The sequence below is a fragment of the Streptomyces sp. NPDC003023 genome (assembly GCF_042888225.1).
Lineage (GTDB): Bacteria > Actinomycetota > Actinomycetes > Streptomycetales > Streptomycetaceae > Streptomyces.
Genome location: NZ_JBIAPL010000001.1, coordinates 333662 through 349199, shown reverse-complemented (window position 1 = coordinate 349199; position 15538 = coordinate 333662). Strand labels below are relative to the sequence as shown.

The 15538-nt window shown below is 71.1% G+C and carries 10 protein-coding genes; all 10 read right to left on the bottom strand.

Annotated features, from left to right (window positions below; genetic code table 11):
* Positions 1-29: 29 nt before the first annotated feature.
* A complete protein-coding gene (mmuM, locus tag ACFYV1_RS01305) occupies positions 30-1070 on the bottom strand; it encodes a homocysteine S-methyltransferase (protein WP_389393263.1) in 1041 nt (346 codons plus the stop codon).
* A 16-nt stretch (positions 1071-1086) separates the two neighbouring features.
* Positions 1087-2010: an LLM class F420-dependent oxidoreductase gene (locus tag ACFYV1_RS01300; RefSeq protein WP_389393262.1), complete on the bottom strand. Its 924-nt coding sequence runs from the start codon at positions 2008-2010 to the stop codon at positions 1087-1089.
* Positions 2011-2104: 94 nt separating this feature from the next.
* Positions 2105-2590 carry a DUF6099 family protein gene (locus tag ACFYV1_RS01295; RefSeq protein ID WP_389393261.1) on the bottom strand — a complete coding sequence of 162 codons (486 nt, stop codon included), beginning with the start codon at positions 2588-2590 and terminating at the stop codon, positions 2105-2107.
* A gap of 190 nt (positions 2591-2780) precedes the next feature.
* Positions 2781-3113, bottom strand: coding sequence for a nucleotide pyrophosphohydrolase (locus ACFYV1_RS01290; RefSeq protein ID WP_389393260.1), 333 nt, complete (start codon positions 3111-3113; stop codon positions 2781-2783).
* Positions 3110-4315: an AAA family ATPase gene (locus tag ACFYV1_RS01285; protein WP_389393259.1), complete on the bottom strand. Its 1206-nt coding sequence runs from the start codon at positions 4313-4315 to the stop codon at positions 3110-3112. Before ACFYV1_RS01285 ends, ACFYV1_RS01290 begins: the two co-directional genes overlap by 4 nt.
* A 56-nt stretch (positions 4316-4371) precedes the next feature.
* A complete protein-coding gene (locus ACFYV1_RS01280) occupies positions 4372-4770 on the bottom strand; it encodes a cell division protein SepF (RefSeq protein WP_389393258.1) in 399 nt (132 codons plus the stop codon).
* A gap of 86 nt (positions 4771-4856) precedes the next feature.
* Positions 4857-10253 carry a pullulanase-type alpha-1,6-glucosidase gene (pulA, locus tag ACFYV1_RS01275; RefSeq protein ID WP_389393257.1) on the bottom strand — a complete coding sequence of 1799 codons (5397 nt, stop codon included), beginning with the start codon at positions 10251-10253 and terminating at the stop codon, positions 4857-4859.
* 128 nt (positions 10254-10381) lie between these two features.
* Positions 10382-12085: a carbohydrate-binding module family 20 domain-containing protein gene (locus ACFYV1_RS01270; protein ID WP_389393256.1), complete on the bottom strand. Its 1704-nt coding sequence runs from the start codon at positions 12083-12085 to the stop codon at positions 10382-10384.
* A gap of 600 nt (positions 12086-12685) precedes the next feature.
* Positions 12686-13744 carry a LacI family DNA-binding transcriptional regulator gene (locus ACFYV1_RS01265; RefSeq protein ID WP_389393255.1) on the bottom strand — a complete coding sequence of 353 codons (1059 nt, stop codon included), beginning with the start codon at positions 13742-13744 and terminating at the stop codon, positions 12686-12688.
* A complete protein-coding gene (locus tag ACFYV1_RS01260; protein ID WP_389393254.1) occupies positions 13732-15381 on the bottom strand; it encodes a glycoside hydrolase family 13 protein in 1650 nt (549 codons plus the stop codon). Before ACFYV1_RS01260 ends, ACFYV1_RS01265 begins: the two co-directional genes overlap by 13 nt.
* Positions 15382-15538: the final 157 nt, after the last annotated feature.

Genomic DNA, 15538 nt, shown 5'->3' with positions numbered 1-15538 from the left:
GCTCGGGCCGCGCCGACCAGGGGTTTTCATCATGGACCCGGCTCCCGGCCCCGCTCGGTGCCCGTCTCCCTCCCCCGCACGGTGCCCGGCTCCCGGCCCCGCACGGTGCCCCTCTCCGGGCCGGGGGCCGCTTCCGGCTCAGGGCCCGTCTCCGCGTCCGGCCCTGCCCGGGATGCCAGAACCCGCGCGAGCCCGCCGATCTCCGCCGGACCGACCCGGCAGCAGCCGCCGACCAGCCGGGCACCGGCCGCGCACCACTCCAGGACCAGGGCGGGTTCGTACACCGAGCCGCCCCGCCAGGCCCGCGCGGCGGCGTCCCACCGTTCGCCGCTGTTGGGGTAGACGACGACCGGCTTGCCGGTGACCCGCGACGCGAGCGCCACCGCGGCTCCCGCCTCCCGCGGGTCGCAGCAGTTGACGCCGACGGCGATCACCTCGTCACGCCCCGCGGCGAGCCCGAACGCCTCGGCGGCGTCCTGACCGGCGCGCGTCCGGCCGCCCGCCAGGGTGTACGACAGCCACACCGGAACCCCGCAGCCCTCGGCGGCCCCCAGCAGCGCCGCCGCCTCGTCCGTGTCCGGGATCGTCTCCAGCGCGAGCACGTCCGGACCGGCGGCCGCGAGCGCCTCGATCCGCGGCCGGTGGAAGCGTTCGAGCTCGCGCACGCTCAGCCCGTACCGTCCGCGGTACTCGCTGCCGTCCGCGAGCATGGCGCCGTACGGTCCGACGGAGGCGGCGACCCACACGTCGTGTCCGGCCGCCTCCGCCGCGGACCTGGCCAGGCCGACGCCGCGCTCCAGCAGCCCGGCCGCCTGGGCCCGGCCGAGGCCCCGCCGGGCGAAGCCCTCGAAGGTCGCCTGGTAGCTCGCGGTGATGAGCACCTGCGCGCCCGCCCGTACGTACGCCGTGTGCGCCGCCTGGATCTGCCGCGGGTCGTCCGCGAGCAGCCGGGCCGACCAGAGGCTGTCGCTCAGGTCGCAGCCCTGTGCCTGGAGCTGGTTGGACAGTCCGCCGTCGAGGACGACGGGCCCGGCGGCGAGGGCGGCGGCGAGGGTACGGGCGGGTTTCACGGCGGCTCCCGGTACGTCAGCTCAGCTGCGAGCCGACCTGGGACGAGATGAGCTCCAGGTGGTCGAGGTCGTCGAGGTCGAGCAGCTGCAGGTAGACACGGGAGGAGCCGGTGGCGGCGTAGCGCCCGATCTTGTCGACGACCTCCGCGGGTGAGCCCGCCAGTCCGTTGGCCTTGAGCTCCTCCACGTCGCGGCCGATCGCCGCCGCGCGGCGGGCCACCTCCGCGTCGTCCTTGCCGACGCAGACCACCAGGGCGTTCGAGTAGACCAGGTCGTCCGCGTGGCGGCCGGCTTTCTCCGCCGCGGCGCGCACGCGGCCGAACTGCCGTTCGGTGTCCTCGATCGAGGCGAAGGGGAGGTTGAACTCGTCCGCGTACTGAGCGGCCAGGCGGGGGGTGCGGGTCGCTCCGTGGCCGCCGATCAGAACCGGGACCTTGGTCTGGGCTGGCTTGGGCAGTGCGGGCGAGTCGGTCAGCCGGTAGTGCGTGCCCTCGTACGAGAAGGTCTTGCCGGCCTCCGTGGACCACAGGCCGGTGACGATCTCCAACTGCTCCTCGAGCCGCGCGAACTTCTCCTTCGGGAACGGGATGCCGTACGCCTTGTGCTCCTCCTCGAACCAGCCCGCTCCCAGGCCCAGTTCGATCCGGCCGCCCGACATCTGGTCGACCTGCGCGACCTGGATGGCCAGCACGCCCGGCAGCCGGAAGGTCCCCGCGGTCATCAGAGTGCCGAGGCGGATGCGCTTGGTCTCACGCGCCAGGCCCGCCAGCGTGATCCAGGCGTCGGTCGGCCCGGGCAGTCCGTCGGCGGAACCCATGCGCAGGTAGTGGTCGGAGCGGAAGAAGGCGTCGAAGCCGAGGTCCTCTGTGGCCTTGGCGACGGCCAGGAGGGTGTCGTAGCTCGCGCCTTGCTGGGGCTCGGTGAAGATTCGAAGATCCATGATTCCATCCTGCACCTTCGGCCGAGGGCGCGTCGCGGTCGGCCGACGACCCGCTCGCACGCTCCCCGGTCCTTCGATCCGGCCCCGGCCGGTGTCAGGGACCGGCGCGTCCGCGGACGGTTTCAGGCGGTCGTTCCGGCTCGCGCTCGGCCAGCCGGCGCAGCATCCCGCGCACCCGGTCGCTCGACTCGTCGGCGGCGTCTATCGTCTCGATGCACTGCCAGTACAGGCCCTCGTCGTCCGTGGCGCAGGCGACGCCGACGAGCGCGATGCCGACGTCCCCGAGCAGCACGTTCAGAGCGAGCAACGCCGCCTCGGGGTCGGCGACTTCGGTCAGCTGAGTGGCCCGGACCACGCCGCTGCGCACCATCGGATGGTCCAGCACACCGCACCCGCGGCCGCCGATCTCGCCCAGTCCTCTGGCCTCGCCCCTGAGTTCGGTGGGGCCGCTGAGCGCCAGCCGGGCGCCGATCGCCTGCGCGAGCGCCTGGGCCTGCCAGGCCTCGGCGACGATGTCCGGCACCGCGCGGCTCTGTGCCAGCGCATGTCGGCATACCTTGACGAGCCGTTCCGCATCCATGTACGCGCCCCCGTTCGTACGACTTACTGCCTACCAAGTTCATTACCCAGAGTGAAGCCCATTGAGCCGAAAAGCCAGGGGAATTCGGAAATCTGTGGACAGCAAGGCCGTTGTGGATAACTCAGCAACTCCATAGAGTGACGAAACGCTGTCGCGTGCCCGGTTGAACCCCTCCGTCGGCCCCGGGTTGTCACTTCCGGGGGAAGCGGATCTCGTTGCGGTCGATCTTCTCCGACAGGGCCTGCAGGGCGTCGATGCCGAGCACTTCGCAGAACTGGAGCAGATACGCCAGCACGTCGGCGACCTCGTCACGCACCCGGTGCGCCTCCTGTGGCTCGTCCATCACCCGCGCCGACTCCTCCGGCGTCAACCACTGGAAGATCTCCACCAGTTCGGCCGCCTCGACGCTCAGCGCCACGGCCAGGTTCTTCGGCGTGTGGTACGGCTCCCAGCCGCGTTCCGCCGCGAAGGAGGCCAGCCGCCGCTGCAGCCCGTCGACATCCAGCCCGTCGTCTCTTGTCACAGCACAAGGTCTACCACCGTCACGCCGGCGACCCCCCGCGCGCACTCCGCGTCGGTGACCGTCCCCACCAGCCGGATGTGCCCTCGTGCGCACATCTCCGCGCCGAGGGCCACCAGTTGACGGGTCTGCTCGGGGTCGAGGCTGCGGTCGAAACCGTCGGCGAGCACCGTCAGCGACTGGTACGCGACCGGCACCTCCGCCACCTGGTCCACGGCCAGCACCCCCGGCCCGGTGAGCAGCACCAGGGCGAGGCCCAGATACCTGAGTTCACCCTCGCCGAGGCGCCCCACCGGAGTCGATCCGCGGGCGCCCCGCGCCAGCAGAGCGCGCACCCGCCCGTTCGCCAGTTCCTCCACCTGCAGATCGTCCACCGCTCCGGCACACCCCACCCGTGCCGCCGCGGCGAGCCTCGCGTGCCGCTTGGCGCATTCGCTGCGCGTGCGGTGCAGCACCGCCGCCAGGTTGTCGCAGCCGCGGCGCAGCCGTCCCGTCCCGGCCGGTACCGGCTCACGCATCCGCTCCGGCAGCGGGTCGCAGGCGAAGACCGACCGCAGTGCCACCACCACCTGCTCCGCCGAAGCGAGCACCTGTAACTGTGCCTCGGTGCTGCCGGCGACCCGCAGCGGCAGCAGCGCCGTGCCGAGCCTGTCGTCGGGCAGCGGGCCGCGGGTGACCTTCGCCGAGCCCGCCGTGTGCCAGGCCGCCTCCACGACGGGCCTGGCGGGATCGCGCAGCGCCGTGGTCAGCAGGGTGCGGCCGCCGCCCGTGAGACGTTCTCCCACGATCCGCAGGCGGGGCTCCACCTGCACGGCGACGTCGAGCCGGACCGGACCGGCCGGCCCGTCGACCGTGCAGCCGATCCGGAACCCCCGCCGCCCCTGCCGGTCGGCCGCGGCCCGCTCGGGAACGCATTCGGCCGGTTCGGGGAAGGCGGCGGCCAGGTCGCACCCGGCGCCCAGCAGCGCCAGGGCCTCGTACGCCTGCAGCGCGTTCGACTTGCCGCTGCCGCTCGCACCGGCGAACAGCGTCATCGGGCCGAGCGGGAAGGCGGCGGCGCGGTGCGATCTGAAGGCGGAGAGCCGCAGTTCCGTGACGGCGGGCCTGGCCCTGAGGGCCTCGCCGGGCGGCGTGTTCACGAGCGGGGCGCCGCTCCCCCGGGCCGGCGGCGTGTGCGGGTCCATGACCAGCGTGTTCGCGTTCATGAGCGGGACGGTACGCAGTGCCGCACACGCGGAACCGTTACGCCTTCGGGAGCTTCCTACGAATGAGGTACCGCGGTGGCCGCGATTCCCTCGACCTCGGTGCCGACGGGTGCCAGCAGGAAGACGTTGCGGTCGACGCGGTGCATGCCGCAGCCGAGTCCGAACACGACACCGCTGCTGAAGTCGAGGATGCGCTTGGCGACATCGGTGTCGGCGCCGGTGAGGTCGAGCAGCACGGGCATCCCGGCGACGAGGTATTCGGCCACCTCGCGGGCGTCGGCGAAGACCTGTACCCGCAGGACGATGAAGCGACGGTTCTCGGTGGCGGCGTACTCCCGTGGGGCCGTGACGTGGTCGACCCGCGACGGCCATTCGTTGCGGCCGCGCAGCGGGACCACCTGGGCCAGGCCCTCCCACTGCTCGTCGGTGGCGTCGTACCTCTCGTACCTACTCATGGTTCCATCCTCGCTCCCCTCACCCGTTCGGCCCAACAGCGACACGGGTGAGGGGACGGGGAACCTCGGGTGACGAGCGCGTTTCCTCAGCCGCGCTCGAACACGGCGACCGTACGCGCCGGGACCGTGAAGGTGCCTGAACTCCTCTCGTACGATGAGGACTTGACGGCCGCGTCCGAGCCGTCGCGCTGGATGTGGTGGAGGGCGTAGGCCGTGCCGGCCAGTGCGCCGACCCGCTGTGTCTGCTGCTCGGGAGTGGCATTGAACACCACGACCAGATCACCGAGCCGCATGGTGATCACACCGGGCGTCTCGTCCTTCCCGGACAGCGGGAAGGACAGTGCCGACTGGACCTGGTCCGCGGTGGACAGGCCGAAGGCCGGCTCACCGGTACGGATCCTCAGCAGGTCCCGGTAGGCGGCGGACGTGCCGTCGATCTCGGCGCAGCCCACGGTCAGCGAGGGTGCGGTGAGCAGTGGCTCGGCGAAGCCCCACTTGGACTTGTTGTCCGCCTCCGGCGGGAGTCCGCGCCCGAAGCCGTTGCCGTCACGGCAGTCCCAGTGGATGGCGTTGAACCAGTCGCCGCTGTCGTACGAGTTGCGGTCCAGGGACTTGGAGCGCAGGAGGTCCGAGCCCGCCTGGGAGAGCGAGGGCCCCTGCGACAGGGCGGAGGCCGCCATCGCGAGCACCTGCATACGCGCCCGGTCGGACGGAGAGGTACCGGCCGGGAGCTTGAAGGCGAGCGCGTCGTACAGCGACTCGTTGTCATGGGCGTCCGAGTACGCGAGGGCGTCACCGGGCACGGCGGCGTAGCCGGCCGGGGAGCCGTTGTAGTCGACCTCGGAGCCCTTGACGGTGCGGCCGCGGCTGTCGGTGAAGGAGTACGACGCGAGGTTGCCGGACAGCCCGACCTTGATCAGGTCCTGGTAGTGCAGCAGCCGTGCCTTCTGCTCCTCGGGAGTCCCGTTGGCCGGTGAGGAGTTCGGGTCGGTGTAGAGACCGGAGGCGAAGCCCTGCACTCCCGGGTCCTCGTCGAACGGCCCGCCGCCGCGGACGGCGTCGCGCGCACGGTCGGAGAAGGTCGCGACGCCGGTGCCGGCCATGTTCTTCTGGGTGGCCTGGACGAAGCGGGCGTCGTCGGCGATCTCACCGAAGTTCCAGCCCTCGCCGTAGAGGACGATGTTCTTGCCGTCCACGCCGTCCCGTTCGAGCGTCAGCTCGTCGAGCGCGGAACGGACCGCCAGGATGTTCTCCTTCGGGTGGTGACCCATGAGGTCGAACCGGAAGCCGTCCACCTTGTAGTCACGCGCCCAGGTCACCAGCGAGTCGACGACGAGCTTGCCCATCATCGCGTTCTCCGGTGCGGTGTTGGCGCAGCAGGTGGAGGTCGCGACGCTGCCGTCGGCCAGCAGCCGCTGGTAGTAGCCCGGCACGATCCGGTCGAGCACCGACTTGTCGGACTGCCCGGCGGCCACGGTGTGGTTGTAGACCACGTCCATGACGGTGCGCAGCCCGTCCTCGTTCAGGGCCTTGACCATCTGCCGGAACTCGACCGTGCGGCGCGTGCCGTCCGGGTCCGTGGAGTACGACCCCTCGGGGACAGTGTAGTGCAGCGGGTCGTAGCCCCAGTTGAACGCGTCCTTCGCGGCGGCCTTCGCGATGCACGCCTGCTGCTCGGGCGAGTCGGGCGCGAGGATCTTGAGGTCGCACTCCGGCTGCTGCTGGTCCGACTTCTTCTCGGGGATGGTGCCGATGTCGAAGGCGGGCAGCAGGTGCACGTACGAGGTGCCGGCGCCGGCCAGGTCCCGAAGGTGCTTCGAGCCCTTGCTGTCCTTGTCGGTGAAGGCGAGGTAGGTGCCCTTGTGGTCGGCGGTGGCGTCCGCGATCGAGAAGTCGCGGATGTGCAGCTCCTGGATCTGTGCGTCCTTCAGCGGCACGGCCGCCGGCTTCTTCAGCGCCGACCAGCCCTCGGGCTCGAGGGACTTGTCGGACAGGTCGACGACGATGCTCTTCTCCGAGTCCGCCGTCAGCGCGAGCGAGTAGGGGTCGGTGACCTTGTTGGTGACGATCTTCTGGACGCTCGGCGCCCAGACCTTCACGTGGTACCGGTACGCGTCGCCCTTCCAGTTCCTGCCGCCCCTGACCGACCAGACGCCGCTCGCGTCGTCGCGGCGCATGGCGACGGTCCTCCCGTCGAGTTCGAGGGAGACCTGCTGGGCCGTGGGCGCCCACAGCCGCAGTGTCGGGACGCCCTTGCGGTCGAAGGTCGCGCCGAGGTCCGCTCCGGTGGCCTTCGCCGCGTACAGGTCGTCGAGGACTCCGGCGATCTGCACCCCGGTGGCGGTCAGTGCCGCGCCGGTGGCCGCGTACTGCGCGGCGACGATCTGCCCGCGCAGCGCTTCACGCACCCTGTCGCGGTCGCGCGGGTCGACGGACCAGGCCGGGTACGCCTTGAGATGCGGGAACTTCGCCTTCTGCGCGTCCGTGAGCTGTGACCTGTTGAGACGGAGCACCTGGCGGTCACCGCCGAGCACGCCGTCCTTGACGGTGATGGAGCCGCCTGGCGAGTACAGCAGCGCGGTGGAGGCGGCGGCGTCGCTGCCCTTCCAGGCGACGGTGTTCTCATCGATCCAGACGGCCTCCGACTTGGTCAGGTCGAGGGCCGCGCCGCCGCCCTTGGGCTGCGGCAGCAGGTACTTCTCCTGGCCGGCGAGCAGCCACACCTCGTGACCGTTCGCCTTGAGGTCGAGCGACTGGTCGGACGGCAGGTCCTTCTCGTCGCCCTTGTGCAGGATGTAGCTGAGCGAGGTCGCCCCGGCCGCGAGCGGCACCTCGTACACCGCCCCGAACGCGTCGGTGCGCACCGGCTCCAGCGGCTTGCTCCAGTCGGTCGGGTTCGCGGCGCCGGTCCAGGTGTGCAGGCCCCAGCCCGCGTAGTCGCCGTCGGCGCGCTGGTAGTGGAGCACGGCCTTCGTGGTGTCCTGGGGCGGGTACGCGCCCTCGGGCGCGGTGCCCAGCACCTCGGGTTCGCCCTGCTCGATCCAGACCTCGCCGGTCTTCGACAGGTCGATCGTGCGGTCGGCGTCGGTGTCCTTCACGCCGTCCTTGTTCACGGCGATGAAGCCGACGGAGGAGGCGCCGGGCTTGAGCTTGACGTGGGCGAAGGCGCCGTAGGCGTCGCGGCCGGTGAACGGCTTGCCCGCGGGCCAGGTGGTTCCCTCGCCCTCCGCGATGTCGCCCCAGGTGTAGAGGCCCCAGTCGCTGTAGTCGCCGTCGGTGCGCTTGTAGTGCACGATCGCGTAGTCGCGCTGGGTGGCGGTCGGCGGCTGCTCGACCGCGGGAGCGCCGGCGGTCGACTCCGCGGTCGCGCTCGCGGTGCGGCCCGCGCTGTCGACGACGACGGCCTTGTAGCGCAGGGCCGTTCCCGCCGGGGCGGTGATGTGCTGGGTGACCTTGTACGGGGCGTGGTCGGCGGAGCCGAGTACCTGCCAGTCGCCGGTGCCGGCCTGGGCGGCGAACACGACGCGGTTCAGCTGTCCGCCGTCGACGTCCGCGGTGATCTCGACGGTGCCGGCCGCGCCGGCCGCCGGGGCCTTCAGTGTGACGGTGGGCTTCGCGGCGGGCGCGCCGAGCGGCTTCTCCGCCTTGAGCACCAGGGAGCCCAGCGCCGGGACGGTGATCTCGATCTTCTTGTCCGTGCCGCTGCGGGCGGTGCCCGAGGCCCCGTGGACCGACGTGAAGTCCGTACCGGCGGAGCCGGTCGGGATGCGCACCGTCTTCGCCTCGGTGGCGTTGTTCACGGCGACGACGTACTCGGTACGCGTCTTGGCGTCCGTACGGGAGAAGGCGTACACCGAGCCCTCGGCGTACCGCTGCTCCTGGACGCCGTCGCGCAGGGCCGGGTGCTCGCGGGTGAGCTTCGACAGCGCGGCGATCTGCCGGTACAGCGGGTGCGAGGTGTCGTACGCGTCCTCGCCGTGCGTACGGGCGGTGCCGATCCGGTCGTCGTCCAGGTAGTCGGCGGTCCTGGAGGCGAACAGCGTCTGCCGGGAGTCCTTGTCGCCGCCGGCTCCCGTGTAGCCCTGCTCGTCACCGTAGTAGACGACGGGGTTGCCGCGGCTGAGGAACATCAGCTCGTTGGCGAGCCGGTAGCGCTTCAGCAGTTCGGCGTCGTCGGCCTTCGGGTTGTCCTGCGCCAGGAAGGTGCCGAACCGGCCCATGTCGTGGTTGCCGAGGAAGGGCACCGACTCGTAGGCGTTGGCCTTGCCGGTGGTGTAGCGGTAGTCCTGCGCGAAGAGGTTCGCGAGCCTGTCCGCGGAGCCGCCCTGCGAGGCGTAGCCGCGCGCGGCGTCCTGGAACGGGAAGTCGAGGGTGGCGTCGAGGCGGCCCTGGGTCACGTACTTCGAGGTGATGGCCGGGTCGGCGGAGTAGACCTCGCCGAACATGAAGAAGTCGTCGCGTCCGCGCTTCGCCGCGTACTCGTCCAGCGCGGTGGCCCATTGGGTCCAGAACTCGGTGTTGACGTGCTTGACGGTGTCGATGCGGAAGCCGTCGATGTCGAAGTCGCGCACCCAGCTCTGGTAGATCTTCGCCATGCCCTCGACGACCTCGGGACGCTCGGTCCACAGGTCGTCCAGGCCGACGAAGTCACCGTTCTCCGCGGACTCGCCGGCGAAGGTGGAGTCGCCCCGGTTGTGGTACATCGTCGGGTCGTTGAGCCAGGCCGGGACCTTGAGGTCCTTCCTGTCCGCGGGGACGACGGGCGTACGGGGGAACGAGTCCGCGTCGACCCGCGGGAAGCGCTTCGAGCCGTCCGCACCGTCTGCGTAGCTGCTGTCGTCGAACGGCACGCCGTCCTTCGTCAGATACGGGAAGGCGCCCTCGGAGAGATAGCCGTACGACTTCTCCTTGTAGTCGACGACGTCGGCGGTGTGGTTGGTGATGACGTCGAAGAAGACCTTCATGCCCTTGGCATGGGCCTTGTCGATCAGCTTCTCCAGGTCGGCGTTGGTGCCGAAGTGCGGGTCGACCTGGGTGAAGTCGGTGATCCAGTAGCCGTGGTAGCCGGCGCTGGCGTCCTTGCCCTCGCCCTGCACGGGCTGGTTCTTGAAGATCGGCGCCATCCAGATCGCGGTGGTGCCGAGCCCCTTGATGTAGTCCAGCTTCTCGGTGATCCCCTTGAGATCGCCGCCCTGGTAGAAGCCCTTGTCGGTGGGGTCGTAGCCGGTCTCGAGGCGGGAACCGGTGAGCCCGCCGCGGTCGTTCTTCGCGTCGCCGTTGGCGAAACGGTCCGGCAGCACGAAGTAGAACTGCTCACGGGTCAGGTCGTGGCGGGCGGGCTCTGCGGCCAGCGCTCTGTCGGACGGCGGCTTCGGCGGTTTGGGCGCTGCTGCCGCCGGAAGGGCGGACACGAGCGCTGCGACCGTCGCCGCCGCCGCGGCGGTGGCCACCGCGGTGCGCAGCGGGACACGGGGGCGTATCAAGGCGGGTCTCTCCTGGATGAGGGTGACGGGTGGTGCTGGGCGCCCCTCCCGGCAAGCTCTGCCGGGAGGGGCACCGGTGCGCCGCCGCGTGCCCCGGGAGGGACACGCGGCGGCGCCGGAGGCCGGCGTCAGCTGCGCCAGGTGTCGTTCAGCGTGACCTTGCCGGACGCCGGAACGGTGGCGGTGCGGTTGGCACCGCTCTCCCAGACGACGTTTCCGGCCGCGTCCTTGCGGATGTACTTGTACTCGAAGGACGTGCCGGCGGGGAGGTTCACGTCGAGCTTCCACACGGGGTAGCTCGCCGGGTCCAGCTTGGGGGCGTTCGCCGGGCTCCAGTTGCCGAGCTCGGCGCGGTTTCCGGTGACGTGGATGTTCTGGCCCGTGACGGTGGTGGCCTCGACGGCGAAGGACGCGCCGGCGCTCACCGGATCGGGGTCCGTGGTGCCGCCGCCGGTGCAGTCCCTGGCGCCGGCGTGCAGCGCGACGGCGGTGTTCGCGCCGAGCGTGGCCGTGAACTGACCGGAGCCGTTCACCGTGACGGCGTTGCCGCTCTGCACGTCGCAGTAGGTGCCCGACGGCAGCGAGGTCTGGAAGGTGCGGGTCAGGGACGTGCCCTCGTGGTTGATGGCCACGTAGGCCTTGTCGCCGCGCCCGAAGGCGATCTGGTCGCCGCCGTTGTCCCACCAGTTGGTGACGGACTGGCCGCGTGCCGTGTTGCGGAAGGCGACCATCGACGAGATCTCGCGCCAGGCGTGCTGGCACTTCCAGCCGTCGTTGTAGCAGGCGTTCACCTGGCCGCCGCCGGGCGGACCGGCGTCGTGGTCGGAGAACTCGTAGCCGGAGTGGACGTCCGGAGAGCCGTACGGCCAGGCCAGCATGAAGACGTGCGCCAGGGTGTAGTTGGCGCCGTCCTTGTAGGTGAGGGTGTCGCCCACGCGCTCGGTGTCGTGGTTGGTGACGAACACGGCGGACTTGCCCGACTCCATGAAGCCCCAGCCCTCGCCGAAGTTCTTCAGGTAGGCGAGGTTCTCGTTGTTGAACACCTGCTTGAGGCCGCGCCCGTATCGGAACTCCTGGACGTCGCCGCTGCCGAGGTACTCGCTCGGGGAGACCGCCTCGCCGGCGCCGTGAATGGCCTCGTGCTTCCAGTACACGCCGGGTCGGGAGAGCCGCGACTTGATCGCGGCCAGGTCGTCGGCCGGCATGTGCTTGGAGGCGTCGATGCGGAAGCCGTCGACGCCGAGGGAGAGCAGGTCGTTCAGATATCCGGCGATCTTCCCGCGGACGTAGTCCTCGCCGGTGTCCAGGTCCGCGAGCCCCACGAGCTCGCAGTTCTGGACGTTCCCCCGGTCCTGGTAGTTGTTGATCTGCGAGGTGCAGTTGTCCATGTCGGGCGAGGAGTACACGCCGGGGTAGTTGTACTTGGTGTACGAGGATCCGCCGGTCCCGGTGCCGGAACCGGCGGACATGTGGTTGATGACGGAGTCGGCGATCACCTTCACACCGGCCGCGTGGCAGGTGTTCACCATGCTCTGGAAGGCCGCGCGGTCACCGAGACGTCCGGCGATCCGGTAGCTCACGGGCTGGTACGAGGTCCACCACTGGCTGCCCTGGATGTGCTCCTGGGGCGGCGAGACCTGTACGAAGCCGTAGCCGGCGGGGCCGAGGGTGTCGGTGCACGCCTTGGCGACGGAGCCGAACTTCCACTCGAACATCACCGCGGTGACGTCCTTGTCGCCAGGTGGGGAGGCCTGGGCGGGGGTGGGGGCCGTGACGGCGACGGCGGCTCCTGCCACAACGGCGAGTGCCGCGGCCACGGTTCTGCTGGCCATGATTCCTCCTGGGGCTCACAGGAAGGTGCGGATGCGAGGGGTGCAGCCTCGTGCGGCAACGCGCCGTGCCCGCAAGGCCTTTTGGATTTCTTGCTGCAAGAAGTCTGAAACTCGTTGCGGACGAGACCGTAAGCCCCGACCGCCCGCCGGTCAACCCTCCAGGCAGGCTCCGATGACAGGCTTGGAAAGAGGCCGTTTCGTTGCCGCAAACTCTTTCGCAAGTCATTGCAGCGGTGTTACGTTCAACCACGACTCCGGCCCGGTCGGCCGGGGGCCCCGGTCAGTACCGGAGCCCTACGCGCCCGGCCGGCCGGGCCGGTCATGAGCCGGCCCGAGCCGAAGAGGCGTTGCCCGCGACGGGCCGGAGCGTCACGAGCCGGACGCCCGGGGCCGACGACAGCCCCCGCCGCCCCTTTCAGGGCAGGTCCCGGGCTTCCGAACAGCGGGCGCTACCGCACCGGTCGGCGGGCGCCATCAGGCAACGGGCGCACAGCGCCGGCCGCAGCACAGGGGCGCGCCCGCCGGCACGGCGTCACCGCACCCGTCGGCAGAGCGCCACCGCGCCCCACCGCCACCCCGCCGAGCGCCCGCCGAGACGTTTCAGCGCCGTGGCGCACCCGTCGAACCGCGCACCACGAGCTCCGGCTGGAAGACGAACTCCGTCCTCTGCACGGGGTTTCCGTTTATCTCCTCGACCAGCGCGTCCACCGCCGCCGTCGCCATGGCCTGCACCGGCTGCCGCACCGTCGTGAGCGGCGGGTCCGTGAACGCGATGAGCGGCGAGTCGTCGAAGCCGACGACAGAGACGTCCCCGGGCACGTCGAGCCCCCGGGCCCGCACCGCCCTGATCGCCCCCAGCGCCATCAGGTCGCTGCCGCAGACGATCCCGGTGCACCCCTGGTCGAGCAGCAGGCCGGCGGCGGCCTGACCGCCCTCCACGGAGAACAGCGTGCGCTGGATGAACCCCTGGGCGTCGTCCGCCGGCAGGCCCAGCATCGATTGCAGGGCGTCGGTGAAGCCCTCGGCCTTGCGCAGGGAGGGCACGTAGCGGGTCGGCCCGATGGCCAGACCGACGCGCTCGTGCCCGAGTTCCACGAGATGCCGCACGGCCATCCGCGCGGCGGACCGGTCGTCGGGAGAGACGAACGGCGCCTCCACGGCCTCGTTGTAGCCGTTGATGAGGACGAACGGGATGCCCCGGCCCGCCAGTTTGAGATAGCGGGACGGGTCGGCCGTCATGTCGGCGTGCAGTCCGGAGAGGAAGACGATGCCCGTGACGCCGCGTTCCTCGAGCTGCTCGACCAGCTCGTCCTCCGTCGAACCGCCGGGCATCTGTGTGCACAGCACGGGCGTGTAGCCGTGCCCCGCCAGCACCTGTTCGATGACCTGGGCGAACGCCGGGAAGATCGGGTTCGTCAGCTCGGGGATGATCAGGCCGACGAGGCCCGCGCTGCGCTGCCGCAGCCGCGTCGGCCGCTCGTAGCCGAGCACGTCGAGAGCGGCCAGCACCTTGTGCCGGGTGGCGGCGGCGACGCCGGCTTTCCCGTTCAGCACCCGGCTGACCGTGGCCTCGCTGACCTGGGCCTGGAGGGCGAGGTCGGCGAGCCTCGGGGCGCCGTTTCCGTCGCCCCGAGGCAAGGGGACCGTCACACCGCCCACCAGACGGTGGTGTCCGCGGGCACCTCTGCCGTGCCGTCCACGACCATCACCGCGTCGTTGGCGAGCAGCATGCGGCCGGGCACCGGGATGCGGACCGTCTCACCGGTGGTGTTGGCGGTGCACTCGAAGCCCTCACGGCGGAAGGCCAGCACGCCCTCCGGGGCGTCCAGCCACTCGACCGACTCACCGGCGCCGAGGCCCGGCTGCTCCCGGCGGACGGCGAGCGCGCTGCGGTAGAGCTCGAGCGTCGAGCCGGGGTCTCCGGTCTGCGCCTCCACGCTCATCGCGCCCCAGCTGTCGGGCTGCGGCAGCCAGCTGCCGCCGCTGCCGAAGCCGTACGAGGAGCCTTCCACGGTCCACGGGATGGGCACGCGGCAGCCGTCGCGGTACCCGTCCTGTCCGCTCGCCCGCCAGAAGGACGGGTCCTGGCGGACCTCGTCGGGCAGGTCGGTGACGTCGGGCAGCCCGAGCTCCTCGCCCTGGTACACGTAGGCGGAACCGGGCAGTGCCAGCATCAGCAGCGTGGCGGCACGGGCGCGGCGCAGGCCGAGCTCCCGGTCGCCGGCCTCGCGCAGCTGCGTGCCGAGGCCCGCCGGGTTGGCGAAGCGGGTCGCGTGCCGGGTGACGTCGTGGTTGGAGAGCACCCAGGTGGTGGGCGCGCCCACGGGCCGCATGGCGGCCAGCGACTCGTCGATGACCTTGCGCAGCTCCGCGGCGTCCCAGTGGGTGCCGAGGTACTGGAAGTTGAAGGCCTGGTGCATCTCGTCGTGGCGCACGTAGTTCGCGGTGCGCTCGACGGTGGGGGTCCAGGCCTCCGCGACGAGGACGCGGTCGTCGCCGTACTCCTCGAGGACCTTGCGCCACGAGCGGTAGACGTCGTGGACGCCGTCCTGGTCGAAGAACGGCATGACATCGTTTCCGAGCAGCTTCAGCTGGTCGTGCTTGCCGAGGTCGGGCAGGCCCGGGGCCTTGATCAGACCGTGGGCGACGTCCACGCGGAAGCCGTCGACGCCCATGTCGAGCCAGAACCGGAGGATCGAGCGGAACTCGTCCCTCACCGCGGGGTGCTCCCAGTTGAAGTCGGGCTGCTCCGGGGCGAAGAGGTGGAGGTACCACTCCCCGTCCTCGACGCGGGTCCACGCGGGGCCGCCGAAGATGGACTCCCAGTCGTTCGGCGGGAGTTCGCCGTTCGCGCCCTTGCCGGGACGGAAGTGGTAGCGCTCCCTCAGCGGCGATCCGGGGCCCTCGCGCAGGGCGCGCTGGAACCACTCGTGCCGGTCGGAGGAGTGGTTGGGCACCAGGTCGACGATGATGCGCAGGTCCAGTTCGTGGGCCTCGCGGATCAGGGCGTCCGCGTCGAGCAGGTTGCCGAACATCGGGTCGATGGCGCGGTAGTCGGCGACGTCGTAACCGGCGTCGGCCTGCGGGGAGGCGTAGAAGGGGCTGAGCCAGACGGCGTCGACGCCGAGGTTCCGCAGGTGGGGCAGCCGGCTGCGGATGCCGTCCAGGTCTCCCATGCCGTCGCCGTTGCCGTCGGCGAAGCTGCGCGGGTACACCTGGTAGATCACCGCGTCGCGCCACCAGCCCGTGTGCGTGCCGGAGGTGGGGGCGGCGGGGGCAGCAAGGTGCTGGGTCATGTCATCCCTGGAGGTGATGGGGTGGGGTGCGGCGCCGGCCCGGGGGTCGGGCGCGGACCGGCGCCGCCGCTTCATACGAGTGGTCGGGGCTGTTCGTCCGGGCCCTGCCGGGCCGCGGACGAACGAGCGGCCCCAGTGGCCCCTCCCGGCAAGCTTT

Coding starts and splice junctions, on each gene's coding strand:
- ACFYV1_RS01300 (WP_389393262.1), bottom strand. CDS start 2,010: ATGGATCTTCGAATCTTCACCGAGCCCCAGCAAGGCGCGAGCTACGAC.
- ACFYV1_RS01295 (WP_389393261.1), bottom strand. CDS start 2,590: ATGGATGCGGAACGGCTCGTCAAGGTATGCCGACATGCGCTGGCACAG.
- ACFYV1_RS01285 (WP_389393259.1), bottom strand. CDS start 4,315: ATGAACGCGAACACGCTGGTCATGGACCCGCACACGCCGCCGGCCCGG.
- ACFYV1_RS01280 (WP_389393258.1), bottom strand. CDS start 4,770: ATGAGTAGGTACGAGAGGTACGACGCCACCGACGAGCAGTGGGAGGGC.
- ACFYV1_RS01270 (WP_389393256.1), bottom strand. CDS start 12,085: ATGGCCAGCAGAACCGTGGCCGCGGCACTCGCCGTTGTGGCAGGAGCC.
- ACFYV1_RS01260 (WP_389393254.1), bottom strand. CDS start 15,381: ATGACCCAGCACCTTGCTGCCCCCGCCGCCCCCACCTCCGGCACGCAC.